The organism is Sphingomonas naasensis, from assembly GCF_004792695.1.
In the GTDB taxonomy this organism is placed as follows: Bacteria; Pseudomonadota; Alphaproteobacteria; order Sphingomonadales; family Sphingomonadaceae; genus Sphingomonas; species Sphingomonas naasensis.
On the sequence record NZ_SRXU01000001.1, the window covers coordinates 77,140 to 101,738 of the forward strand.

Below are 24,599 nucleotides of genomic sequence, written 5' to 3' on the forward strand. Positions count from 1 at the left end.
CCGAGGTGGCGCGGCATTCCGACGCCGGAAACCGGCGCGAAGCGGGACAGACCCCGCCAAGAATAGAAGGAAACCGTGATGGCCGAGAAGCAGACCTCGCTTCAGGATCTTTTCCTCAACTCGCTTCGGCGCTCCAAGGTGCCGGTGACGATGTTCCTCGTGAAGGGCGTCAAGCTCCAGGGGATCGTCACCTGGTTCGACAATTTCTCGGTGCTGCTCCGCCGCGACGGCCAGTCGCAGCTGATCTACAAGCACGCCATCTCGACGATCATGCCGGCCGGTCCGGTCGATCTCGCCGCGCTCCTCGAAGCGGCCGGAGAATTCCAGCACAAGAACCCGGTTTTGCAGGAAATTTTTCTCAATGCCGTGCGCAAGCAGCAGGAAAACGTCACGATGTTCCTGGTGAACGGGGTGATGCTGCAGGGCCAGATCGCCGCGTTCGACCTGTTCTGCATGCTGCTCCAGCGCGAGGGCATGGCGCAATTGGTGTACAAGCACGCCGTCTCGACGATCCAGCCGGCGCACCCGCTCAACCTCGCCGAGGAAACCACCGCCCCCGACGGCGATTGAGGACGCATGACTACCGGTTTCGAACGTGACGCCGACGAGTTCGCCCGCGGCGCGCGGGCCATCGTCGTCTATCCCGATATGGGCGGCAGCTCGCGCGATGCGGAGGCGCGCCTCGAGGAGACCGCGGGGCTCGCCGCCGCGATCGGCGTCGAGGTGCGCGAGAAAATGTCGGTCAAGCTGCGCCAGCCCAAGCCGGGCACGCTGATCGGCTCGGGTCAGGTCGAGGCGATCGCCGAGACGGTGCGCGACGAAGAGCTTCAGCTTGCGGTGTTCGACGCCGGCCTGACGCCGGTGCAGCAGCGCAACCTCGAGACGGCACTCGGCTGCAAGGTGATCGACCGCACCGGGCTGATCCTCGAGATCTTCGGCGAGCGCGCGCGCACCGCCGAGGGCCGGTTGCAGGTCGAACTCGCGCATCTCGACTATCAGGCGGGCCGGCTGGTGCGCAGCTGGACTCACCTCGAGCGCCAGCGCGGCGGCTTCGGTTTTCTCGGCGGCCCGGGCGAGACCCAGATCGAGGCCGACCGCCGCCTGATCCGCGACCGCATGGCGCGGCTCAAGAAAGAGCTCGACCAGGTCAGCCGCACCCGCACGCTCCACCGTGACCGGCGCCAGCGCGCGCCCTGGCCGGTGATCGCGCTGGTCGGCTATACCAACGCCGGAAAGTCCACGCTTTTCAATCGGTTGACCGGCGCTTACGTCATGGCGGAGAACCTCCTCTTCGCCACGCTCGACCCGACGCTGCGCCAGATCTCGCTGCCCGGCATCGACAAGGCGATCCTCTCGGACACGGTGGGCTTCGTCTCCGAGCTGCCGACCCAGCTCGTCGCGGCGTTCAAGGCCACGCTCGAGGAAGTGGTTTCGGCCGATCTGCTGATCCATGTCCGCGACATCGCGCATCCCGACAGCGAGGCGCAGCGCGCCGATGTCGAGAAGGTGCTGAGCGAGATCGGCGTCGCCGAGGCCACGCCGCGCTTCGAGGCATGGAACAAGCTCGACCTGCTCGACGAGGAAGACCGCGAGCAATTGATCGAGGACGCCGGCAAGCGCGACGACGTGATGCCGATCTCGGCGGTTACCGGGGAAGGGGTCGACACGCTGATCGAGACGGTCGCCGCGCGGCTCACCGCCGGCCATCGTCGCTACACGATCACGCTCGACCCCGCCGACGGCGCCGGCGCGGCATGGCTGCACCAGCATGGCGAAGTGCTCGATCAGCGCGTCGAGGGCGACCGATCGGTCTACGAGGTGCGCATGGCGCCGCGCGATCACGAGCGGTTCCTGACGCGGGGCTGACCTCGGCGCGGTAACGCCGCGTCGTCGGCGCGTGCTCGACCCGCGCCAGGATCGGGACAAATCCGAATAGGAAGGGCGCAGGCCGGCGCGCGATACCCGGGACTCGCGATGCGAGGATGCGATGCGCAAGCCCGAGGGATCGACGATACGCTGGACGATCGCGATCGCGCTCGCGCTTCTCGCGTCGATCGTGATCATGGTCGCCGCGGCCAGGCACGACAGCGAAGGCATCTGGGGCCAGACCACCGCAGCGTGGCTGCAGGCGGTCGGCTCGATCCTCGCGATCCTGATCGCGCTCTCGGTGGCCAATTCGGAGGTCCGCCAGGCCGGCGCCGATGCCCGGCTCGAGAAATGCGAGGACGCGCGCGCCGCGATCGCGCTCGCCCACAAGACGCTCGAGCTGGTCGCCGATCGGCTGATGGTCGCCTGCGATCCCAGCAACGAGGCGAGCCACGGCATGGCGCTCCGCGAGCATCGCACCAACGAGCTGATCGAGGCGTTGCGCCAGATCAGCGTCGGCGATCTGCCGCCCGAGATCGTCGTGCCCTTTTCGAGCATCCGCAGCAATCTCCACGCCGTCAACGCGCGGATCACCGAGATCTACGAAAGCGAGGAGGCAGACGGCATCCCCGAGGAACGCCGCCGGCTGCGCCTCGGCAGCGGGCTGATCATCTATAGCCATGCCGTGCGCGACTATGCCGATCTGTGCAGCCTGTTGCGCACCCAGATCGATACCGCGTTCGCTGCTTTCCACGAGCAGCCGCGGCTCACCGCCTATGTCGCGATGGCACGCGCCGCCGCCTCGACCGGGCAGGACGCGTCGGACGAATAGGGGTTCAGCGCGCGCGATCGGCGGCGAGCAATGCCTTGAGGATCGCTTCGGAGCGGCGCTGGCCATAGCCGCGGCCATAGGCGCTCGACGTGATCGCGACGACCATGCGGCGGCTCGGGATCACATAGATTTTGTTGCCGCCATTGCCCGACGCGAACGAGACCGGCACGCGCCTGCCCGCGATGTCGTGCGTCTTCGCGTACCAGAAATAGCCATAGCCATCGGCATAGGGATCGCTGGCCGAGATCGTCACCTTCGGCGCCAGCGCGTCGCGCAGCCAGCCGGCGCTGATAATGCGGCGGCCGCGCCAGTCCCCGCCGGCGCGCACCATCTCGCCGATCGTCGCGAAGCCGCGCGCGGTGAGCCAGAGATTGCCTTGGCCCTTGGTGATCCCCGCGCTGTCCGCGGCCCAGCGCCAGCGCGTGATGCCGAGCGGGCGGAACAGCGCGATATCGGCGAAATCGACCATCGACTGGCGCGCCGCCCGGGCCACCACGATCCCCGCGACATAGCTGGTCAGCGAATTATAGCGATAGACACCGCCCGGCGCGTCCGCGCGCGGCACCGCGAGGGCGAAGGCGAGCGGATCGGGCGCCGCATCGAGCTTGTCCTCGTTGCCCGGCGATGCGGGATCCTCGTCGAACGCGGCAAGCCCCGAGCGCATCGTCAGCACGTCCGCCAGCCGCGCCGCGCCGATCGCGCTGCCGCGCGCCTCGGGCCAGTAGTCGGCGACGCTGTCGTCGATGCTGCGGATCAGCCCGCGATCGTGCGCGATCCCGACGAGCAGCGCGGTGACGCTCTTTCCGGCCGAACGGATGTCGTGGAGCGCATCCGGGGTCTCGCCATTATAATAGCGCTCGGCGACCACCTTGCCGTCGCGCAGCACAATCACCGCGCGCAGATCGGGATGCGGATCGCCATCGGACTGCGCCAGCACGCGCTCGAGCCCGCGATCGGCCTGCGCCTGGGCGGGGAGGGCGGCCGGCACGCACGCGAGAAACAGGGCGCAAAGCATCACACGCACAGGGATCCCCTTTCCGGAACGGTCGCTGCCTCAACCCCGCGTCTTGGCCTTGACCCAGAGCGCTTCCTTGGCGTCGAGCGTCAAAGCCTCGAACGTATCGCCAGCTTCAGCTTCCATCATCTTGAAACGACGCTCGAATTTTGTGTTGGCGCCGCGCAGTGCCGCCTCGGGATCGATGCCGTGCTTGCGCGCCCAGTTGACCACCGCGAACAGCAGGTCGCCAATCTCTTCCTCGCGCTCCCCGGGCGATGTCGCGGCTTCGACCTCGGCGAGTTCCTCGTCGATCTTGGCGCGCGCGCCGTCGGGGTCGGGCCAGTCGAAGCCGGTCCGCGCGGCGCGCTTCTGGAGCTTCTCGGCGCGGAGCAGGGCGGGTAGCCCCAGCGCGACGCCGTCGAGCGCGCTTTCCTGCCCCTTGGCGCCGCGCTCGGCCGCCTTGATCTGCTCCCAGAGATGATGCCCGCCCTCGGTCTGGCCGAGAAAGATGTGCGGGTGGCGGCGCTCCATCTTGTCGCTGATCGAGTCGATCACGTCCTGGAGCGCGAACTGCCCGGCTTCCTCGGCCATGCGGCTGTGGAAGATGACCTGGAAGAGCAAATCGCCAAGCTCGTCCTTGAGCTCGGCCATGTCGTCGCGCGCGATCGCGTCGGCGACTTCATAGGCCTCCTCGATCGTATAGGGCGCGATCGTCGCGAAGGTCTGGACGGTATCCCATTCGCAACCCGTTTTGGGATCGCGCAGGCGAGCCATGATCGCGACGAGGCGGTCGATATCGGTCGAAGTCACCGGATCGGCTTATTCCGGATCGCGCCGTCCGCGCAATGCCGCTCGCCCTGCGCCAGGGGTGAGGACGCGCCAAATCGGTAGTTCTGCCGATGGCCGAGTGCGGACGCGCCCTTCAGCATGGCCGGTCTCGGCATGAGGGTTTCCCATGATGCGGCGCCGGTCTCGCCTGTTTTGCTGTGGAGCCGCCGCGCTGGTATCGGCCGCGACCCCGGCTTCCGCGCAGGCCGTCGGCGACAAGGTCTGGCTCGAAGCCGGTGCCTATTGGCCCGATGTCGATTCGCATGTTCGCGTCCAGTCGAAGGTGATCCCGCTGCCCGCCGCCGAGATCGACCTCGAGGGCGATCTCGCGCTCGAGGACCGCCAGACGCTCGCCTCGGTCAGCGGCGGCATCCGGATCGGCCCGCGGCTCGTCGTCGCTGCGGACTATTACGCGCTCAAGCGCAACGCGACGCGATCGATCGAGCGCGAGATCGTGTTCGACGATGTCCGCTACCCGGTCGGAGTGAGCGTGACGAGCGGCTTCGACTCGGACATTTACCGGCTGACCGTCGGCTATGATTTCGTTCGCTCGGACAAGGCCGAGATCGGCGCGGCGATCGGCCTCCACGCCACCCGGTTCGAAGTGTCGATCTCGGGCGCCGGGCGGATCGGCAACGTCAGCGCCGGCACGCAGGTCCGGCGCCGACGCATCTTCGCGCCGATGCCCACGGTCGGCCTGTTCGCCCACGCCCGCCTGCTTCCTCGGGTCAGCGCCACGGCGCGAGTCGACTATATGGCGCTCGGCATCGACGATTATCGCGGGCGGCTGATCAACAGCCAGGCGGCGCTTTCGTATCGCTTCGTCGAGAATGTCGGGATCGGGGTGATGTATCGCTATGTCGATTACCGCGTCGATGCCGACAAGGCGCGCTGGGAGGGCCGGCTGCGTTACCGCTTCCACGGTCCCGCCGCGTTCCTCCAGATCGGGTTTCGCTGAGCGGACCGACCCGCTCAGTCCTCGATCACGCCTTCATAGGCGGGATCGAGGCGAAGCGCCTGCGCGGCATCGGCGCGGGCACCGCGCGCATTGCCCCGTGCCGCGCGTACGAGGCTGCGGTGATAATAGCCCCGCGCGGCCCGCGGCGCATAGCGGATCGCGCGGTCGAGATCGGCCTCGGCGGCTTCGAGGTCGCCCGCCTGGTGGTGTGCCAGCCCGCGGTTGAGCCAAGCCAGCGCCAGCCGCGGCTGCAGCGCGATCGCCGCGTCGAATGCCGCGATCGCGCCCGGCCAATCGCGCTGCCAGCCGCGTTGCAGGCCTTCGGCAAGCTGCACGCCCGCCGCGCCGCGCGCGCCCTTGCCGTCGGCGTCGATCGCACGGCTGCACCCGCCCAACGCCCGGCCGGGATCTTCGACCGTGCAGGCGTTCCAGTCGCCCCGGCCCGATCCCGTGCGCGCACGACTAACGCGGGTGCCGGTCACCACGATGCTGTTGTCCGCCGGCAGTGCCTCCTCGGTCACGGCCGTGATCGCCGATGCCGACGCCATCGCCTGCGGCGGCGGAGCCCGCCGGCCGCTGACCACCAGTTCGCCGATGTCCTCCGCGATCACCCTGTCCACCGCTTTGCTCGCGGGCGCAGGCGGGGGAGGCGGAGGCGGTGGGGGAGGCGGCGCGGCGGCGACTTCGCGCGCCGGCTCCGCCGCTCCGGCGACGACGGGGGCCCCCGCGACGCCCGGTGGCCCGCTGGCGTTCGCCTCGGGTCTCGCAGGCGACGGGGATGGCGAGGTGCCGGCGGGCCGGTCAGACGGCTGGGCGGCCTCCGCCGCTTTCGGGAGATTGTCCGTCGGGGGTTTCGGCGCGGGAGCGGCGTGTTCCGGCACGGGCCTCGCCAGATCGCCGCCCGGGTTGCGCAAGGCGATCGGTACCCCGATCAGCGCCACCAGCAAGATCGACGCGAGCGCACCGGTCGGTCCCCAGGCCATGCGCCAGCCCGGACGCGCCGGTTCAGCTGCTGCTGCAGGAGCAGGCGACGCATCGCCGTCGAACCGCCGCATCGCGAGCGCGATCGTCGCGTCGCGGCGGGCAGGGCGCGGGGGTGGCGGCTCGGGGAGCAGCCGGGCGAGTTCGTCGTCGCCGTTCACACACATTCTCCGCGCGCTTCCGGCCGATGTCGGGAGTTCCGGTTGCAGTGGAGACGGCGTGCGAACATCGGCTGACCTATAGCGGCAATCCACGCCGCGTCGAAGGGCATGTGCGGGGAGGGGAGTGCCGTCACCCTCGGGCGCCGGCACTCCGCCGGCGTCACTGCCCCAGTGCCGCCATCGATTGTGCCGTCTTGGCGGCACGGACCAGCTGGAGGAATTCGGCGCGATAGCCGAAATCGTCTTCGCCGCGCGCCGCCCCGCCGATGCGCAACACATCGTCATAGCTCAGCGCGCCATTGTAACGCCCGCCGCGCAGCAGCTCGGCAAAGCCCGCGACCGCCACCGCGAAGCGCGCATCGCGCGGCGCGTCCTCGAACCGGCCATACTGGACGCGCCGGTCGATCGGCGTGGTCAGCAGCCGGCTCGTGTCGGATTTGGGCAGCTTGTAGCGGATCTTGACGAAGCCGAGCTCGCCGACCGGCCCGCCGGTCGCCGTGGGCGGCGCATAGCGAAGATCGCCGATCGTGCGCGGCCCGCCGACCGGAGTCACCTCGTAGATCGCCGTCACCGTCTGCCCCGATCCGACATCGCCGGCATCGACCTTGTCATTGTCGAAATCGTCGCGGTTGAGCATCCGCGTCTCGTAGCCGATCAGCCGATATTCGGCCACGGTGCGCGGATTGAACTCGACCTGGATCTTCACGTCCTTGGCGATCGGGAACAGAGTCGAGCTCGCCTCGTCGACCAGCGTCTTCCGCGCCTCGTTGATCGTGTCGATATAGGCCGCGGCGCCGTTGCCGTTCTGGGCGAGCGTCTGCATCAGCGCGTCGTTGTAATTGCCCATGCCGAAGCCGAGCACCGAGAGGAACACGCCCTTGCCGCGCTCGCGCTCGACATAGCCCTTCAGCTCCTCCCGATCGGTGATGCCGACGTTGAAGTCGCCGTCGGTGGCGAGGATCACCCGGTTGACGCCCCTCGGATCGAGATTCTGTCCGGCGAGCGCATAGGCTTGGCGGATGCCCTCGGCGCCCGCGGTGCTGCCGCCCGCGCCGAGCCGGTCGATCACCGCGCGGATCCGCGCCTTCTCGCGCGCCGGGGTCGGCTCGAGCGCGGTACCCGCGCTCCCCGCATAGGTGACGATCGAAACGCTGTCGTTGGCGTCGAGCTGGTCGAGCAGCATCGCCAGCGATTGCTTGACCAGCGGCAGCTTGTTCGGCGCGTTCATCGAGCCCGAGGTGTCGATCAGGAACACGAGATTGGCGCGCGGCCGCGTCGCATGCTCGATCGCATAGCCCTTTACGCCGATCCGGACGAGCTGGCGTCCCGGCGACCACGGGCTCGGCATCACCGCGACATTGGTGCTGAACGGCTGCTGCGCCGAGCGCGCCGCGGCATAGTCGTAGGGGAAATAATTGACCAACTCCTCGGTGCGCACCGCGGCGGGCTGCGGCAGGAGATTGCGATTGAGCGAACCGCGCACGAACGAATAGGACGCCGTGTCGACGTCGAGCGAGAAGGTCGACACCGGCTCCTCGCGCACCACCTTGAAGACGTTTTGCGGCGTGGCGGTGAACTTGTCGCGGCCGACGTCCTGATAATAGAGATTGCCGCCCATCCGATCGGGGCTGGCGATCCGGGCCCTGCTCGTGACGACGAGCGGCGCAGGGGGCGGGGGCGGCGAGGCGAAGCGGCCGATATCCTCGCTGGTGATGCTGGTGACCGCGTTTACGCTCCGCTGCTCCATCGCCACGGGGCGCGTGCCGGTCACGACGACCTCGGATGCGGTCTCGGTCGGGCTGGCTTCGGGCAGCGCGGCGTCGGCGGCCGGCGATCCCGGCTTGCCCGGACCGGCGCACGACGCGAGCAGCGCGACGATCAGCCCGGTGGCGATACTCTCGGAAAAGCGGGGCATGTCTTTCTCCCTTGGTGACGGCGGGCGAATTCGTCCGCGTCTTCCTTCGACGCGCCGCCGCGGGAGATCCTTGGGCCGCCGCTGAAATTTTTTATCGGGGCGCCGTCACGCGTCTTCGCCATGCCCCGCGAGCCTGCGGCGCACCTCGTGCATCCGCCACGACACCGTCGCCTCGGCCACGCCCAGGATCGTTGCCGCCTCGCCATGGGTCAGCTGCTGGCCGGCGACGAGCACCGCGGCGTCGCGATAGGCGGGCGGCAGCCCGGCGATCGCGCTCTTCACCCACAGCGCGTCGTGCAGGTCGCGGCCATCGGGGCCGCGCGCGAGCCCGGCGAGCACCGCGAGCCGCGCCGCGACGCCGCTGAACGAGCGCCGGCGGCGATGCAGGTCGCGGCATGCATTGTATACGATGCCGCACAGCCATGTCGTGAACCGCGCCTCGCGGCGAAAGCTGCCGATCCGCGTGACCAGCGTGCAGCACACGTCCTGCGCGACATCGTCGGCATCGGCGCGCGATCCGGTCAATTGCCAAGCGAGCGCGTGGATCCGGTCATAATGGCGCGCGAGCAGCGCAGCGAAGGCGTCGCGATCGCCGGCCTGCGCGCCGGCGACGAGCCCGGCGTCGGGATCGGTGTCGGGATCGGTGGGGGGCACGGTCACGGGATCAGGGCCGTCCCGGCAGAAAGGCGGACGGCGCCCGCAGCGGCAGGGCGCATCGTTTCCCGAAACAGCGCGACGCCAGCTTCCCCCATAGCGGGCTATTTGCCTCATTCCCGGCCAGCTTGCCACCGCCCTGCGCGCATCAGGGCGAAAGGGGCATTGCGGAGCATGCCGACGCCGCCGAAGAAACCTCCATTGGCGCAGATCCACATTTTACATAATGTATATTATCGTTCTGACAGACCGGTGGGTTTGCGGCCTGTTCCTGCCGCCCTTCCGCGATGTCGACCGCGGAATCAGGCCGCCAGCGAAGCGAATTTGGCGAATTGCTGGGTGCTCGGGCAATCGGCGCAGTCGCGCGCAGGACGCGCGCGCTGATGCGCCTGCAATCGCTGCGGCAGCGCGTCGAGATCGGCCGGTGTCCGCAGCGCATCGACCGACAGGTCGAAATGCTCGGGCGCGAAGCTGCACGGCGCGATCCGGCCCGCCTCGTCGATGAACAGGAAGCTCTCGGCCACCCGGCAATCGGCGATCGGCAGCGGACGCCCCGCCACGGTGTCGGCGATGCGGTCGAGATAGGCTGGACCGCCGACCAACGCGGTGCCCGACGTGGCGAGCTCGGCGCGCAGCCGCGGCACCAACCCGGCGAGCAGCGCGACATCCTCCGCGCGCAGGCGATGCGCCGGATAGAATTCGGGCCGGTCGCGTCCGCCCAGCTGGTTGAAGCTGATCTCGTCGATTCCCCAGCCCGCGAGCGCACGGCACAGCGCCGCGAACGCGCCGATATTGTCGCGCATCAGCACGACATTGGCGCGCACCTTGAGCGCGCTGCCCGCGGCGTCGCGCGCGGCGACCAGCGCGGGTACCGAGACGGCGAGCTTGTCATTGGCGCCGCGCCAGCCGCGCATCGCGTCGTGGAACGCCGCCGGCCCGTCGATGCTGATCGTCACTTCGCGGTAGCGCCGTACCAGTTCGTCGCGCACGCGCGCGGCGCCGAGCCGCGTGCCGTTGGTGGTCAGGCTGAGACCGATGCCATTCTCCACCGCACGCGCGTCGAGCGCCTCGCGCGGCGCCCAGAGCAGCGGCTCGCCGCCGAGCCAGCTCAGCAGCACCGGCCGGCCCCGCTCCCGCCGCCACGCGCCAAGCAAGTCGATCATCCGCGCGACCTGCGCCGGATCGGCCTGCTCGCGTGGAATCGCGAGGCGCTTGTCATAGGCGCAGAACGGGCAAGCGAGGTTGCAATGGTTCGAGACGCGCCAGAGGACGATCATGCCGCCGCCTCGAGCCGGACCGGCGTGCCGGTGAAATCGCTCTCGACTACCTGCTCGATCGAGCGCGCGATGCCGCGCGTCAGCGCCACGGGCACGTCGACGGCGAAGCCCCGCGCGAGCAGCCCGTCGATCGCCCAGCGCACGCAATAGTCCGCGGCCACGCCGATCACCGTGACGCTGGCCACCCCGCTGGCGCGCAACCGCGCGAAGAATGCGTCGCGCGCGATCGTCTCGCCGTTCGCGTCCGCCACGATCACGAGATCGGGCTCGACCCACATGTCGAACACGCCCTTTTCGAGCCGGTAGACCGGGATCCCCGGCGCGATCGCGGCGATGTCGAGCACATTCTCCCAGCCGGGCGTGCGCTGGACGCAGTGGATCGGAAACTCTTCCGCCTCGGGCGATGCCGGATAGAGCTCGGTGCGATGCGTGTCGAAGGTAAACAAGATACCAGCCGTATCGTGGGGCGACAGCTTTGCCAGCCACGCGTCCATCGCGCCGATCAGGCGATCCGCCCCCGCGACCGGAAGCGCCCCTTCGGGCAGCATGAAATCGGCCTGCGTATCCACCACGATCACGAAGCGTTGCATCGCGTACCTCCATTCGTTGCCGATTGACATATGCGCATAACGGATATAAGTAAAGCGCGAAATGGATATAAGCGCTATGACCGACGAAGCCTTTCTCCGCGACTATGATCCGTCCGCGTTCGCACGGCCCTCGGTCACCGTCGATCTCGTGTTGCTGGGGATGCACGATGGCCAGCTCGCCGCGTTGCTGATGCGGCGCGATCAACCGCCGCAGGCGGGATGCTGGGCGCTGCCCGGCGGCTTTGTCGGGATCGACGAGAGCCTCGACGCCGCCGCGCTGCGGTTGCTGCGCGACAAGGCGGGGATGGACGACGCCCATCTCGAACAGCTCTACAGCTTCGGCGCGGTCGATCGCGATCCGCGGATGCGCGTGATCACCATCGCCTATCTCGCGTTGCTGCGCGCGGATCAGATGGCGGCGGCGATCCGCAGCGGGCGCGTCACCGCCGCTGCGCTAGCCGGAGACCCGGTCTCGGCGCGCAGCCCGGACGGGGCTTCGCTCCCCCTCGCGTTCGACCATGCCCAAATCCTCACCCGCGCGCGCGATCGGCTGCGCGGCAAGATCGACTATTCGGACATCGCATTCGCGCTGCTGCCCGCGCGCTTCACGCTGCGCGCGCTGCAGGACGTGCACGAGGCGGTGCTGGGCGTTCCGCTCAACAAGCCCGGCTTTCGCCGCCGGATGCTCGATCGCGGCCGATTGATCGCGACCGGCACACGCGAAGCGGATGCCTCGCATCGCCCCGCCGAGCTGTTTCGCCTTAACGACGGCGATTGAGCCGCCCTCTCCTCCCCTCTGGAGCCTCTGATGGTCTATACCGACATCGCCACCCGCACCTATAATCATGGCTGGCGCCTCGATCCGGTGGTGCGGAGCCTGCTCGACACCGATTTCTACAAGCTGCTGATGCTCCAGCTGATCTGGCGGCGCCATGCCGATGTCCAGGTGACCTTCGGGTTGATCAATCGCACCCGCACGGTGCGCCTCGCCGAGGTGATCGAGGAGGCCGAGCTGCGCGCCCAGCTTGATCACGCCCGCACCGTGCGTTTCGCCAAGAAGGAGCTGATCTGGCTCGCCGGCAACAGCTTCTACGGTGAGGCGCGGATGTTCGAGCCCGATTTCCTCGCCTGGCTCAAGGATTTCCAGCTGCCCGAATATGAGCTGCGCACCGTCGACGGGCAGTTCGAGCTGCGCTTCGCCGGCCCCTGGACGCACACCACCATGTGGGAGATCCCGGCGCTGTCGATCATCAACGAGCTCCGCGCGCGCGCCGCGATGCGCGACAAGGGCCGCTTCGCGCTCGACGTCCTCTATGCCCGCGCCAAGGCGAAACTTTGGGAGAAGGTCGAGCGGCTGCGGGCGCTCCCCGATCTCATCCTCTCCGATTTCGGCACCCGTCGGCGGCACGGCTTTCTGTGGCAGCGCTGGTGCGTCGAGGCAGTGAAGGAAGGTCTGGGCGGCCGCTTCATCGGCACCTCGAACGTGCTGCTGGCGATGGACGGCGATCTCGAGGCGATCGGCACCAACGCGCACGAGCTGCCGATGGTCAGCGCCGCGCTCGCCGAGAATGATGCCGCGCTAGCCACCGCCCCCTATCGCGTGCTCGACGAATGGCGGCACACCTATGCCGGCAATTTGCTGATCGCGCTGCCCGATGCGTTCGGCACCACCGCCTTTCTGCGCGACGCGCCCGACTGGGTCGCCGACTGGACCGGCTTCCGTCCCGACAGCGCGCCGCCGATCGCCGGCGGCGAGCAAATCATGGCGTGGTGGCGCGCGCATGGCCGCGATCCGCGCACAAAGCTGCTGATCTTCTCCGACGGCATGGACGTCGATTCGATCGAGCAAACCTATCGTCATTTCGACGGTCGCGTGCGCACCAGCTTCGGCTGGGGCACCAACCTGACCAACGACTTCCGCGGCTGCGATCCCGATGGCGACGCGGGGCTCGCCCCGATCTCGCTGGTCTGCAAGGTGATCAGCGCCAATGGCCGCCCGGCGGTCAAGCTCTCCGACAATCTGGAAAAGGCCACCGGCGAGCCGGCCGAGATCGCGCGCTATCTGCGGGTCTTCGGCAATGCCGATCGCGATGCCCAGCCGGTGACGGTCTAGCCGGCTCAGCCGCCGGAATCGTCGCGCCGGCGGTGCTTCGGCTCGGAGTCCTTCGGGTCGGTGGTGGCGTCGCCGCCCTTGTCGGCCGAGTCCTTGCGCGGCTCGAGGATCAGCGTGCGGTTCTCGACCCGCCAGCTGTGCAGCCGCGAGAGGAAGTTCATCCCCAGCACGTCGAGATCGCCGAAGCTCTGGGACACCACCACGCCGAGATCCGCGGTCTCGAGCGGACCGATGCCGAGCCGCTGGATGGTGCCGCGCTTCGCCTGGACGGTGCCGTTGGCAGTCTCGATCAACGCCGGCAAGCCGTTATCGGGGTCGATGCCGGCGGCCGCGGCGGTCTCGCTCGAAATCGCGGTGATCGTCGCGCCACTGTCGATCAGCATCCGCCGCTCGACACCGTTGAGCTTCACCCGCGCCCAGAAATGCCCGTCGGGCGCCATGCGGATGCGCACCGTCTCGCCCTCGACTTGCTGGTCGTCGATCCCGAGCTTCGCCGATGCCGCGGCGAACATCGCGCCGATCTCGTGGCGATGCGCCACCGCCAGCACGGTCAGCACGATGATCAGCGCCCAGCTGATCAGCGAGCGCAGCACGAGGCCGAACGACAGCCGCCGCACCGAAAGCGCGCTGAGCGCGAGCACCAGCACGCCCACCAGCCAGATCAGGTCCATGCTGTCCCAGTCGTTCACGCCGGCATCTCCAGGCCGTCATAGCCCGGCTCGACCCCGGCGGGCAGCTCTGCGGCCAGACGCATATAGTCCATCGACTGGTCCATATGAACCAGCGCGGAACGCCGCGGGGCGAGCTCGCCGATCCATTGGAGGACGCTGGCGAGATGGGGATGCGTCGGGTGCGGCGCGCGACGCAGCGCGTCGACCACCCAGATGTCGAGCCCGGTGTAGAGCGCGCGCATCGCGTCGGTCATTTCGTGGAAATCGGTGGCATAGCCGATCGCCTTGCCCGCGTTCTCGAAGCGCAGCCCGGCCGAGGTGATCCCGCCATGCGGCTGATCGGCCACCGAGATGCGGATATCACCGATCGTCAGCTCGTCGGGCAGCGGCGCGATCGCGATCGAGGGGCGATAGAGTTTGCGGCCGAAAAAGGCATAGGGGAACTTGATCTGGAGCTGCTCGAGCGTGAACGGCCGCGCCAGCCCGCGCACCGGCTCGCCGTTGCGGATGTGCATGAGCTGGCGGAGATCGTCGATGCCATGGGTGTGGTCGGCATGATCGTGCGTCCAGATCACCGCATCGACGTTGCTGACCTCGGCGGCGAGCAATTGCGCGCGCATGTCGGGGCTCGTGTCGATCAGGATCGTGGTCGTGTCGGTGGAGACGATCACCGAGGCGCGGGTGCGGCGATTGCGCGGCTCCTCCGGATCGCATTGCCCCCAGTCGTTGCCGATCCGCGGCACGCCGGAGGATGTGCCCGACCCGAGAATGCGGATCTTCATTGCCCCCTCTCCCACTTGCGGGAGAGGGTCGGGGTGAGGGTTAGGCGCAATGCGCGCGCCATCATCCGCGATTCACCCTCACCCAACCCTCACCCGCAGGCGGGAGAGGGCTTTGGCATGCGGATGGCGCAGCAGGCTTCACACCAGCGTCTTGGCGAACAGCGTGTGGAAGTTCTGCCGGGTGACCTCGGCGAGTTGCTCGGGGTCTTCGCCGCGCAGCTGGGCGAGGAACTTGCACGTGTCCGCCACGAACGCCGGCTCGCCGGTCTTTCCGCGATGCGGCACCGGGGCGAGGAACGGCGCATCGGTCTCGATCAGCAGCCGATCGAGCGGCAGCCGCGCCGCAGTCTCCTGCAGCTCCTTCGCGTTCTTGAAGGTCACGATTCCCGAGATCGAGATGTAGAAGCCGAGGTCGAGCGCGACGTCGGCGAATGCGCCGCTCGCGGTGAAGCAATGGATCACCCCCGGAAAGGCGCCCTTCCCCATTTCGTCGCGCAGGATCTCGGCGGTGTCGGCCTCGGCGTCGCGGGTATGGACGATGATCGGCAGCTGCGTCTCGCGCGACGCGGCGAGATGCGCGCGGAAGCTGTCGCGCTGGCGGTCGCGGTCGCTATGGTCGTAATAATAATCGAGCCCGCTCTCGCCGATCCCGACGACGCGGGGATGCGCCGCGCGCGCGACCAGCTTGGCGGTGTCGACGTCGGGGTGCTGATCGGCCTCGTGTGGATGGATGCCGACGCTCGCCCAGACGTCCGCCTCGCGCTCCGCCACCGCGATGACGTCATCCCATTCATTCTCGCGCGTCGAGATGTTGAGCATCGCCACCACCCCGGCGTCGCGCGCGCGCGCCAGCACCTCGGGCTGCTGCTCGCCGAGCCCCTTGTAGATCAGGTGGCAATGGCTGTCGGCCAGTCTCACGCGTCCTCGCTCGCCTGCAATTCCAGTCGCGGGAAGATGGGGGTCGGCGCGGCGATGCGGAAGTCCTCGTCGTCGATCGAGGGCAGCTGGATCAGCAACTTGCCCGCCGAGGTCGGGATCACCGGGACGATCGTCGTGGCGAGCTGGCGGATCGCGCGCAGCAACGTGCGCAGCACCGCGTTCATCCGTTCGGGATCGGTCTTGCGCAGCGCCCAGGGCGCCTGCGCGTCGATATATTGGTTGCAGGCGAACACGCCGGTCATCCACGCCTCGACGCCCTGGCTGAGCGCGAGATCATCGAAGGCCGAGCGGAACGCGGCGCAGGCGACATCGACTTCGGCGAGCAGCGCGGCGTCGGCCGCCTCTGCCCTGCCCTCGGGCACATGGCCTTCGCAATTCTTGGCGATGAAGGCGAGGACGCGCTGGGCGAGGTTGCCGAAACTGTTCGACAGATCGGCATTGGCGCGCGTGACGATCGCCTCGTCGCTGAACGTCCCGTCATTGCCGAAGCTGACGTCACGCAGCAGGAAATAGCGCAGCGCGTCGACGCCGTATAGCTCGGCGAGCTGCATCGGATCGACGACATTGCCCACCGATTTCGACATCTTCTCGCCGCGGTTGAGCAGGAAGCCATGGCCGAACACCTGTTTGGGCAGCGGAAGCCCGGCCGACATCAGGAAGGCGGGCCAATAGACCGTGTGGAAGCGGACGATGTCCTTGCCGATCAGGTGGAGGTCGGCGGGCCAATATTTTGCGAAGCGCTGCGCGTCGCCGGGATAGCCCGCGCCGGTGATGTAGTTGGTCAGCGCATCGACCCAGACATACATCACGTGATCGGGCGAACCGGGCACCGGCACGCCCCAGTCGAAGCTGGTGCGGCTCACCGAGAGATCGACCAGCCCGCCCTCGACGAAGCGCAATATCTCGTTGCGGCGCGATTCCGGACGGATGAAGTCGGGATTGGCGGCGTAGAAGTCGAGCAGCGGCTGCTGATAGGCGGAAAGCTTGAAGAACCACGTCTCCTCGGCGGTCCATTCGACCGGGGTGCCCTGCGGCGAGAGCTTGACGCCCCCTTCCCCCTCGCGCAGCTCCTTCTCCTCGTAGAACGCCTCGTCGCGGACCGAATACCAGCCCTCGTAGCGATCGAGATACAGGTCGCCGGCCTCGGCCATCGCATTCCAGATCGCCTGGCTCGCGGCATAGTGCTCCGGCTCGGAGGTGCGGATGAAACGATCGCACGAAATGTCGAGTCTCTCCGCCATCTCACGGAAATAACCTGACATTTCATCCGCAAGCTCGCGCGCTTCGATGCCGCGGTCGCGCGCGGTCTTGACCATTTTGAGGCCGTGCTCGTCGGTGCCGGTCTGGAAGAACACGTCGCGGCCGTGCTGGCGCTGAAAACGCGCGATCGCGTCGGCGGCGATCATCTCATAAGCGTGGCCGATATGCGGCCGGCCATTGGGATAGTGGATCGCAGTGGTGATGTAGAAGGGATCGGCCATGCCGGGGCTTTAGGAGCGGCGACGCATGGGGGCAACCTCGTGGCGCGTGAGGGGAAGAAGGGTTTCACGCAAAGGCACGAAGAGAAGGAAGGAGATTCGCGCAGAGGCGCAGAGAGCGCAGAGGGACTTGGCCCGGCTGCGCCAGCAGCCCCCATCAAATCCTCGAAGATGAGAAGCGCGCTGCGGCGCGCTCCCCTTCTCTGCGTCCTCTGCGCCTCTGCGCGAACAAACTTATCTTGGTGCCTTCCTTACTCCCCACAAAGCCGCCGCCCGGCGGCATCGCGCATCGCGGCGGCTTCAGCCCCCGACTCGCTCAGCCGCGTCACCTCGAGCCCGGTGAACGAGGCGCGGCGCGCGCAGAGCGGCTTGCAGGCGTCGGGCAGCACGCCGGGGAATTTGATGTGATCGCCGTCATATTGCGCGTCGAACCGGCAGCCGCCGTCCTTCCCGAGCGCGATCCGCAGCCTCCCGCCGTCGCGCTCTACCGTTCCCGAGCCGCTGCAGGTGATGCGGTCGCCATAATCGACATAGGCGCCGATCCGGTAGGTCGAGCCGGTGCGGACGATGCAGATCCGGTCGGTGTCGCGGGCATAGAGGCCGGTGAGGTCGCTGTCGTCGGGGTCGCGGACCAGCCCGCGCGCGATCGCCGCGCTCTCGAGGTCCTGCGGCGCCTGGCCGTTGCCGCCGCTTTGCCCGCCCGAGCAGCCGCCGAGCGCGAGCAGGAGCAGCAGCGCCGCCGCCCTCATGCGTCGCGGACCAGCCGGCCGTCCTCGATGCGGCGGAAGAAGCAGCTGCGCGCGCCGGTGTGGCAGGCGGGGCCGGCGGGTTCGACCTTGAGCCACAGCGCGTCCTGGTCGCAATCGATCCGCGCCTCGATCACGCGCAGCACATGGCCCGAGCTTTCGCCCTTCTTCCACAGCCGTCCGCGGCTGCGCGACCAGAAATGCGCCTCGCCACTGGCAAGCGTCGCGGCGAGCGCCTCGGCGTTCATATGCGCGAGCATCAGCAGCTCGCCGGTCGCGGCATCGGTCGCCACCGCGATGATCAGCCCGGCGGCGTCATATTTGGGGTCGAGGGTGAGGCTGGTGTCGCGGTCGTCGGTCACGCTGGCTGCTTAGCGCCTGGCCCCCTGTTCGTCACCCCGGCCTTGTGCCGGGGTCCACCATGCGGCGAGGGAAAGACTGGAGGTTCAACGGCAACCCTGGTTGCCGCGTGGCCCCCGGCACGAGGCCGGGGTGACGGCGAAGACTGGTCGCCTCAATGCTCGCGAATCGCGTCGATCAGATCGTCCTTGTCCATCTTCGAGCGCCCCTCGATCCCGATTTCCTTCGCCTCGGCATAGAGTTCGTCCTTCGAGCGGTTCTCGAGATGCGTGCTTTCACGGTCGAGCGTCCCCGCCGCCTCGGCATTGGCGATTCGCGCCGCCTTCTCTTTCGAGGCGCCGTCGTCGCGCAGCTTCTCGTAGAGTTCGTCATTCTTGATCCCGGGTCCGTGATCCTTGGCCATGTTCGGCTCCTTTCGCCTTGAAAAACCGGCGAAATGGCCTGGCGGTTCATTTCCTTGTGACAAACCGGCGACAAAAGCGGACGGAGTGCCTATATGGCCGGGAAAGAGGTCCAACCCCCTCGAGGGCTGATGCTTACCACGAACCCGTATGACGACGACAAGCTGCGCGAGGAGTGCGGCATCTTCGGTGTGTCCAATGCCGAGGGCGCAGCCGCGCTGGTCGCGCTGGGCCTCCACGCGCTCCAGCACCGCGGCCAGGAGGCCGCCGGCATCACCAGCTGGGACGGTCACCAGTTCCACACCCATCGCGCGATGGGGCATGTCGCGGGCAATTTCGACCGCGACGACGTGATTCGCAGCCTCTCGGGCACCACCGCGGCGGGCCATGTCCGCTATGCGACGACCGGCGACACCGCGATCCGCAACGTCCAGCCGCTCTATGCCGAGCTCGCCACCGGCGGCTTCGCGGTCGCGCACAACGGCAACATCTCGAACGCGATGCGGCTGCGGCGCGATCTCGTCCGCCGCGGCGCGATCTTCCAGTCGACCAGCGACACCGAGGTGATCATCCACCTCGTCGCGACCTCGCATTACCGCACGCTGCTCGATCGCTTCATCGACGCGCTCAAGCAGGTCGAGGGCGCCTATTCGCTGATCTGCATGACGCCCGAGGGCATGATCGCCTGCCGCGATCCGCTCGGTATCCGCCCGCTGGTGATGGGCAAGCTCGACGAGACGATCGTCTTCGCCTCGGAGACGGTGGCGCTCGACGTGGTCGGCGCCGAATATGTCCGCGACGTCGAGCCCGGCGAGCTGGTCATCGTCAAGGGCAACGAGCTCCATTCGCACAAGCCGTTCGCCCCGCAGGCGGCGCGGCCGTGCATCTTCGAATATGTCTATTTCTCGCGCCCCGATTCGATCAGCGACAATCGCTCGGTCTATTCGGTGCGCAAGGCGATCGGCGCGCAGCTCGCGATCGAATCGCCGGTCGAGGCCGATCTCGTCGTCCCCGTCCCCGATTCGGGCGTCCCCGCCGCGATCGGCTATGCCCAGCAGAGCGGCATCCCGTTCGAGCTCGGCATCATCCGCTCGCATTATGTCGGCCGCACCTTCATCCAGCCGGGCGACAAGGTTCGTCACCTCGGCGTCAAGCTCAAGCACAACGCCAATCGCGATCTGATCAAGGGCAAGCGGGTCGTGCTGGTCGACGATTCGATCGTGCGCGGCACCACCAGCCTCAAGATCGTCCAGATGATGCGCGAGGCCGGCGCCGCCGAGGTGCATATGCGCATCGCGTCGCCACCGACCCGGCACAGCTGCTTCTACGGCGTCGACACGCCCGAGCGCGCCAAGCTGCTCGCCGCCAAGCTCGACGTCGACGGGATGACCGATTTCATCCATGCCGACAGCCTCGCCTTCATCACGATCGACGGGCTGTACAAGGCGCTCGGCGAGCAGGGCCGGCCCGACATCCGCCCCAAATATTGCGATGCCTGCTTCACCGGCGACTATCCGACCACGCTCACCGATCAGGACGAGCTGGCGCCGCCGCTTGACCAGTTCGCGCTTCTGGAGGAACGGGTCGGCTGACCTGACCTTTCCGGAGTTCGAATGACCGACAAGCCCCTCGCCGACCAGATCGCCCTCGTCACCGGCGCGAGCCGCGGCATCGGCGCGGCCACCGCCAGGGCGCTCGGCGCGGCCGGCGCGCATGTCGTGCTCACGGCGCGCACCGCCGGCGGGCTCGAGGAAGTCGAGGAGGCGATCTACGCGGCCGGCGGCAGCGCGACGATCGCGCCGATGGATCTCACCGAGAATGAGAGCGTGTCGCGGCTCGCCGCCGCGGTGAGCGAGCGCTGGCCGGCGCTCGACCTGCTCGTGCTCAACGGCGCCTCGCTCGGCAGCCTCAGCGCGGTGCCGGCGATCGACTTCAAGGAATTCGCCAAGGTGCTGACGCTCAACGTCACTGCCCAGGCGGCGATGCTCGCTGCGTTCGATCCGCTGCTCAAGGCGGCGAAGCAGGCCCGCGTGATCGGCCTGACCTCCAGCGTCGGGCGGACCCCGCGCGCCTATTGGGGCAGCTATGGCGCCTCCAAGGCGGCGTTCGAGAACCTCCTGCTCAGCTATGGCGAGGAAGTGCGCCACATCAGCGGCGTCCGCGTCGGCGTGATCGATCCCGGCGCGACCCGCACCAAGATGCGCGCGCGGGCCTATCCGGGCGAAAATCCGGAGACGGTCAAGGCGCCCGAGGCAGTGGCCGATCGCATTCTCCAGCTCGCGACCTCAGGGTTCGAGACCGGGCATTTCGAGCGGGTGGAGTAACCGACGGGCGAGCGCCCTCCGCCGCGCGGCAGGGGGATTTTGACGGTTACTTGCCGGCCGCCGCCGCGAACAGCTTGTCCATGAACGCCGTCCGCGCTTCGCCATAGCCGCCGTCGGTCGCCTTGGCCGCGGCGGCCGAGATCGCGATCACCGTGCGGCTCTTCGGATCGATCCGGATCGATTGGCCGAAAATCCCCTGCGCGCCGAAGCGGCCCTGCGGGTAGCTCCACCATTGATAGCCATAGCCGAAGCCCGGGCGGCCTATCTCGGCATGGCTGCGGGTCGATTCGGCGTACCAGTTGGCGGGCACCACGCCCTTGCCGCCCTCGAGCACGAACTGGCCGAGCCGGGCATAGTCGCGGAGCGACACCGACAGGCAGCAGCCGCTGACCTCGTGGCCCGAGGGGTCGATCATCCAGAACGCGTCCTGCTCCATGCCGTACGGGCGCCAGATCTTCTCGCTCAGATAGTCGGCGAGCGATTTCTTCGTTGCGCGCATCACCAGCACGCCGATCAGATTGGTCTCGCCGGTCTTGTAGACCCATTTGCTGCCCGGCGCGCTCTCGCGCGGCAGCTTCTTCATGTAGAAGATCGTCGGGTCCTCGCCCGCCGGCACCGGCTCGAGGAACATCCGCGCGACGTCGGACTTCGCGTCGGTATAGTCCTCGTTCCAGCGTACGCCCGACGTCATGGTGAGCAGCTGGGCGATGGTCACCCCGTCATAGCCGCTGCCGGCAAGCTCGGGGATGTATCGGGTAACCGGCTCGTCGACCGATTTGATGTATCCGTCCCGGATCGCCGCGCCGACCAGCGACGACGTGAACGACTTGGCGACCGAGAAGCTCGTCCAGCGCCCTTGCGGGGTATAGCCCCGCGCATAGCGTTCGAGCCGGACCTTGCCGTCCTGCAGCACGATCAGCCCCGAGATGTTCTGGCTGGCGATGAACGCGTCGATCTCGGCGTCGCTCAGCCCCAGCGGCTCGCCCGCGGGCAGCGCATGCACCTTGCCGCCCGCCTTGACGACGTGGCCGGGAAAGATCTTCTCCATGTGCGGAAAATTGGCGTCGCGCTGCGCCTGGCTCCAGAACAGCACCTCGGCGCCGACCTTGCGCAGCCCGCTGGTGTCGGCCTTGTCGAGCGCCACCTGCCCCAGCGCCGGCCCCGCGCCGATCCCGAGCGCGAGCGCGCCCGCCAGCATCCATCCCTTCATCACCCCTCCTTGACCAAGGTCGCCTGCAGCACGTCGATCCCGCCGCCGCGGAACCCGCCCTCGCAATACATCAGATAATAGCGCCACAGCGCCACGAAGCGCGCGTCGAACTGCCTCGGCAGCTGCCCCGCCGCCACGGCGCTCTCGAAATTCTCGCGCCAGCGCTTGAGCGTCTCGGCATAATCGCGCCCGAACCGCGCCTCGTCGCGCCAGGCGAGGCCGTTGGTGGCGGCAAGACGTCGGAACTCGCTCTCGCGGATCAGCAGCCCGCCGGGGAAGATGTAGCGCTGGATGAAGTCGACATTGTTGGCATAGCCCTCGAACAACGCGTCGTCGAAGCTGATCACCTGCAGCGCCGCGCGCCCGCCGGGCCTCAGCGCCCGCGCGATCGCGGCGAGATAGGCGGGCCAATATTGCCGGCCGACCGCCTCGGCCATCTCGATGCTCACCACCGCGTCGAAACTGCCGGTGACGTCACGATAATCGGTCAGCGCGAAGGCCGCCCCGTCGAGACCCGCGGTCCGCGCTTCGGCCCAGGCCTTTTGCTCGGTCGACAGCGTGATCCCGTGCACGCGCCGCCCTGCCCGCGCCGCAAGCTCGGCGAACGAGCCCCAGCCGCAGCCGATCTCGAGGATCGCCTCGCCCGGCGCGGTCGCGGTGCGGTCGAGCATCGCCTGCAGCTTGGCCTGCTGCGCCGCCTCGAGCGACAGCCCCGGCTCGGCGAACAGCGCGCTCGAATAGGTCATGCTCGCGTCGAGCCACGGCCGGTAGAAATCATTGCCGAGGTCGTAGTGGAAATGGATGTTGCGCCGCGAACCGTCGCGGTCGTTGCGCCGCGCCCAGTGCCACAGCCGCTTGGCGATCCGCCACGGCCCGGTCGCCCGCGCGGGCCCGGCCAGCCCGGCGCGGTTGCGGCTGAACAGCGCGAACAGCTGCACCGGATCAGGGCTCGCCCATTCGCCCGCCGCCCAGGCTTCATACCAGCCGCTCGATCCCTCGAGCGCGAGCCGCAGCAGCGCGCGCCAGCTGCGCAGATCGACCACCGCGGCGGGTCCGTCCGCGCGCCCGCCGAGCAGCCGTGCGCGCCCGCTGGGCAGCAGCAGCTCGAGGCTGCCTTCGGCGATCCCGCGGTCGAGCCGGTCGAGCCGGCGTTGGAAGACGGGCGCAAACAGCCCCCACAGGCCGCGCGCGCGTCCTTGTTTCTCGAGGCGACCCTGTTCCCGCGTTGGCGCGTTCATCGCGCCCTACATGCACGAGGCCGCGGCCCGGACAAGGGGGTTTGGAAGAAGCGGGAGCACAGGAAGCCACAAAGGCATGACGCGGCGATTCTTTCGCGCAGAGGCGCAGAGGCGGTCGCCCGGCCGCGCCGCATCACCGATCAGGAAGCACGCCGCCGACGCGGGAAACCATTCGCTGCGTCCTCTGCGCCTCTGCGCGAGGCTATCTCGGGTCCACGCGAAAGGGCCCGTCGCTCACAGCGGATGCGGCGCCTTGTCGACCATCCAGGTCTGGCCCCTGGCGACGAGCTTCTGGAGATCGGCGATCTTGCCCTCGCTCGCCGCGGCATTCTGCGCGACCACCGCGCTCTCGAAGGTCGGCGCGGGATCGTCGTAGAGCACGCCCAGCGCCATCGGGAACGGCCCGAACGGCATCTCGACCAGCATGTGCGCGATCGCGCGGTTGTGGACGTTGTGGACGATCACCCCCGCGGCCTCCCAGTCGCCCTCGGCGACGTCGACCACCTTGAGCGTCAGCCGCTCCATGTCGAGCGCGAGCCCTTTGGTGCCGCCGGCGAAGAGCAGCGGCTTGCCGTCCTCGCACCACAGCTGACCCTGCGCGGCATTGGGCTTGGCGGCGAACGGCTCGAACACCTCGTCATTGTAGACGATGCAGTTCTGGAAGATCTCGATGAACGCCGCGCCCTGGTGCGCGTGCGCCGCCTTCAGAACCGATGGCAGGTTCTTGTGCACGTCGATCCCGCGCGCGACGAAGCGCGCGCCGCTGCCCAGCGCGAAGGCGCACGGCTTGGCGGGATGATCGACCGATCCGAACGGCGTCGAGGGCGAGCGCGTCCCCTCGCGGCTGGTCGGCGAATATTGCCCCTTGGTCAGGCCGTAGATCTCGTTGTTGAACAGCAGGATCTGGCAGTTCAGATTGCGTCTGAGCAGATGCATCGTGTGGTTGCCGCCGATAGACAGCGCGTCGCCGTCGCCGGTGATGATCCACACGTCGAGATCGGGGTTGGCCAGCTTGATCCCCGTCGCCACCGCCGGCGCGCGGCCATGGATCGTGTGGAAGCCATAGGTCTCCATGTAATAGGGAAAGCGCGACGAGCAGCCGATGCCGCTGACGAACACGGTGTTCTCGGGCGTGGCGCCGATCTCGGGCATGGTGCGCTGCACCGCCTTGAGGATCGCATAGTCGCCGCATCCCGGGCACCAGCGGACCTCCTGATCGGTTTCCCAATCCTTCGGCGTGCTCGGCTTGATCGTGCTGATCTCGTTCATCGATCTTCT

The 24,599-nt window shown here is 68.2% G+C and carries 25 protein-coding genes; 8 read left to right on the forward strand and 17 right to left on the reverse strand.

The genetic code is table 11. The features are described 5' to 3' along the window. Positions 1-78 precede the first annotated feature (78 nt). The 3 genes from hfq (at position 79) to E5A74_RS00425 (ending at position 2,698) form a co-directional block, all read left to right on the forward strand. Positions 79-570 carry an RNA chaperone Hfq gene (gene hfq, locus E5A74_RS00415; protein ID WP_135981732.1) on the forward strand — a complete coding sequence of 164 codons (492 nt, stop codon included), beginning with the start codon at positions 79-81 and terminating at the stop codon, positions 568-570. Positions 571-576: 6 nt separating this feature from the next. Then, the gene (gene hflX / locus E5A74_RS00420; RefSeq protein WP_135981734.1) at positions 577-1,866 is read left to right on the forward strand and encodes a GTPase HflX; all 1,290 of its coding nucleotides are present in this window, start codon (positions 577-579) and stop codon (positions 1,864-1,866) included. A gap of 121 nt (positions 1,867-1,987) precedes the next feature. Beyond that, a complete protein-coding gene (locus E5A74_RS00425) occupies positions 1,988-2,698 on the forward strand; it encodes a hypothetical protein (RefSeq protein ID WP_135981736.1) in 711 nt (236 codons plus the stop codon). Between the two features lie 4 nt (positions 2,699-2,702). Here E5A74_RS00425 and E5A74_RS00430 read toward each other — a convergent pair whose 3' ends face one another. Both E5A74_RS00430 and mazG read right to left on the reverse strand, forming a co-directional pair. Next, the gene (locus E5A74_RS00430) at positions 2,703-3,686 is read right to left on the reverse strand and encodes a serine hydrolase domain-containing protein (RefSeq protein ID WP_206365731.1); all 984 of its coding nucleotides are present in this window, start codon (positions 3,684-3,686) and stop codon (positions 2,703-2,705) included. 66 nt (positions 3,687-3,752) lie between these two features. Beyond that, positions 3,753-4,505, reverse strand: coding sequence for a nucleoside triphosphate pyrophosphohydrolase (gene mazG / locus E5A74_RS00435; RefSeq protein ID WP_135981738.1), 753 nt, complete (start codon positions 4,503-4,505; stop codon positions 3,753-3,755). 148 nt (positions 4,506-4,653) lie between these two features. Between mazG and E5A74_RS00440 the strand changes: the two genes are divergently transcribed. After that, positions 4,654-5,481: an outer membrane beta-barrel protein gene (locus E5A74_RS00440; RefSeq protein WP_240699582.1), complete on the forward strand. Its 828-nt coding sequence runs from the start codon at positions 4,654-4,656 to the stop codon at positions 5,479-5,481. Between the two features lie 14 nt (positions 5,482-5,495). On the opposite strand, the gene E5A74_RS00445 is transcribed toward E5A74_RS00440, so the two are convergent. From E5A74_RS00445 to E5A74_RS00465, 5 genes are all read right to left on the reverse strand, one after another. Further along, positions 5,496-6,623 (reverse strand): tetratricopeptide repeat protein, encoded by a 1,128-nt coding sequence (locus E5A74_RS00445; protein WP_166745543.1) that lies wholly within the window; start codon positions 6,621-6,623, stop codon positions 5,496-5,498. A 160-nt stretch (positions 6,624-6,783) separates the two neighbouring features. After that, positions 6,784-8,538, reverse strand: a complete 1,755-nt coding sequence (locus E5A74_RS00450) for a vWA domain-containing protein (RefSeq protein WP_135981744.1) — start codon at positions 8,536-8,538, stop codon at positions 6,784-6,786. A 105-nt stretch (positions 8,539-8,643) separates the two neighbouring features. Then, on the reverse strand, positions 8,644-9,198 hold the full coding sequence (locus E5A74_RS00455) for an RNA polymerase sigma factor (protein WP_240699583.1): 555 nt from the start codon (positions 9,196-9,198) through the stop codon (positions 8,644-8,646). Between the two features lie 296 nt (positions 9,199-9,494). After that, a complete protein-coding gene (locus E5A74_RS00460; protein ID WP_135981748.1) occupies positions 9,495-10,469 on the reverse strand; it encodes a radical SAM protein in 975 nt (324 codons plus the stop codon). After that, the gene (locus tag E5A74_RS00465) at positions 10,466-11,059 is read right to left on the reverse strand and encodes an isochorismatase family protein (protein WP_135981750.1); all 594 of its coding nucleotides are present in this window, start codon (positions 11,057-11,059) and stop codon (positions 10,466-10,468) included. Before E5A74_RS00465 ends, E5A74_RS00460 begins: the two co-directional genes overlap by 4 nt. A gap of 76 nt (positions 11,060-11,135) precedes the next feature. Between E5A74_RS00465 and E5A74_RS00470 the strand changes: the two genes are divergently transcribed. Together E5A74_RS00470 and pncB are read left to right on the forward strand one after the other, a co-directional pair. Beyond that, complete coding sequence (locus tag E5A74_RS00470) at positions 11,136-11,837, forward strand: NUDIX hydrolase (RefSeq protein WP_135981752.1); 702 nt, start codon at positions 11,136-11,138, stop codon at positions 11,835-11,837. Between the two features lie 30 nt (positions 11,838-11,867). After that, on the forward strand, positions 11,868-13,172 hold the full coding sequence (pncB, locus tag E5A74_RS00475) for a nicotinate phosphoribosyltransferase (RefSeq protein ID WP_135981754.1): 1,305 nt from the start codon (positions 11,868-11,870) through the stop codon (positions 13,170-13,172). Positions 13,173-13,177: 5 nt separating this feature from the next. On the opposite strand, the gene E5A74_RS00480 is transcribed toward pncB, so the two are convergent. From E5A74_RS00480 to E5A74_RS00510, 7 genes are all read right to left on the reverse strand, one after another. Next, positions 13,178-13,861, reverse strand: a complete 684-nt coding sequence (locus E5A74_RS00480; RefSeq protein ID WP_240699584.1) for a retropepsin-like aspartic protease family protein — start codon at positions 13,859-13,861, stop codon at positions 13,178-13,180. Continuing rightward, positions 13,858-14,625: an MBL fold metallo-hydrolase gene (locus E5A74_RS00485; RefSeq protein ID WP_135981756.1), complete on the reverse strand. Its 768-nt coding sequence runs from the start codon at positions 14,623-14,625 to the stop codon at positions 13,858-13,860. Before E5A74_RS00485 ends, E5A74_RS00480 begins: the two co-directional genes overlap by 4 nt. 138 nt (positions 14,626-14,763) lie before the next feature. After that, complete coding sequence (locus E5A74_RS00490; RefSeq protein ID WP_135981758.1) at positions 14,764-15,543, reverse strand: TatD family hydrolase; 780 nt, start codon at positions 15,541-15,543, stop codon at positions 14,764-14,766. Beyond that, complete coding sequence (gene metG / locus E5A74_RS00495; RefSeq protein WP_135981760.1) at positions 15,540-17,045, reverse strand: methionine--tRNA ligase; 1,506 nt, start codon at positions 17,043-17,045, stop codon at positions 15,540-15,542. Before metG ends, E5A74_RS00490 begins: the two co-directional genes overlap by 4 nt. 248 nt (positions 17,046-17,293) lie before the next feature. Further along, positions 17,294-17,791, reverse strand: coding sequence for a hypothetical protein (locus E5A74_RS00500; protein WP_135981762.1), 498 nt, complete (start codon positions 17,789-17,791; stop codon positions 17,294-17,296). Further along, positions 17,788-18,150 carry a phosphoribosyl-AMP cyclohydrolase gene (hisI, locus tag E5A74_RS00505; protein ID WP_135981764.1) on the reverse strand — a complete coding sequence of 121 codons (363 nt, stop codon included), beginning with the start codon at positions 18,148-18,150 and terminating at the stop codon, positions 17,788-17,790. The genes E5A74_RS00500 and hisI overlap by 4 nt, the downstream gene beginning before the upstream one ends. 152 nt (positions 18,151-18,302) lie before the next feature. Then, complete coding sequence (locus E5A74_RS00510; RefSeq protein WP_135981766.1) at positions 18,303-18,551, reverse strand: Rho termination factor N-terminal domain-containing protein; 249 nt, start codon at positions 18,549-18,551, stop codon at positions 18,303-18,305. A gap of 129 nt (positions 18,552-18,680) precedes the next feature. Here E5A74_RS00510 and purF point away from each other — a divergent pair, with 129 nt between their 5' ends. Continuing rightward, positions 18,681-20,141: an amidophosphoribosyltransferase gene (gene purF, locus E5A74_RS00515; protein WP_135981768.1), complete on the forward strand. Its 1,461-nt coding sequence runs from the start codon at positions 18,681-18,683 to the stop codon at positions 20,139-20,141. 21 nt (positions 20,142-20,162) lie between these two features. Next, positions 20,163-20,873, forward strand: coding sequence for an SDR family NAD(P)-dependent oxidoreductase (locus E5A74_RS00520; protein ID WP_135981770.1), 711 nt, complete (start codon positions 20,163-20,165; stop codon positions 20,871-20,873). 46 nt (positions 20,874-20,919) lie between these two features. Here E5A74_RS00520 and E5A74_RS00525 read toward each other — a convergent pair whose 3' ends face one another. The 3 genes from E5A74_RS00525 to E5A74_RS00535 form a co-directional block, all read right to left on the reverse strand. Then, positions 20,920-22,083, reverse strand: a complete 1,164-nt coding sequence (locus E5A74_RS00525; RefSeq protein WP_135981772.1) for a serine hydrolase domain-containing protein — start codon at positions 22,081-22,083, stop codon at positions 20,920-20,922. Continuing rightward, positions 22,083-23,321, reverse strand: a complete 1,239-nt coding sequence (locus E5A74_RS00530) for an SAM-dependent methyltransferase (RefSeq protein ID WP_135981774.1) — start codon at positions 23,319-23,321, stop codon at positions 22,083-22,085. Before E5A74_RS00530 ends, E5A74_RS00525 begins: the two co-directional genes overlap by 1 nt. A gap of 234 nt (positions 23,322-23,555) precedes the next feature. After that, a complete protein-coding gene (locus E5A74_RS00535; protein WP_135981776.1) occupies positions 23,556-24,590 on the reverse strand; it encodes a 2-oxoacid:ferredoxin oxidoreductase subunit beta in 1,035 nt (344 codons plus the stop codon). Between the last annotated feature and the right edge of the window lie 9 nt (positions 24,591-24,599).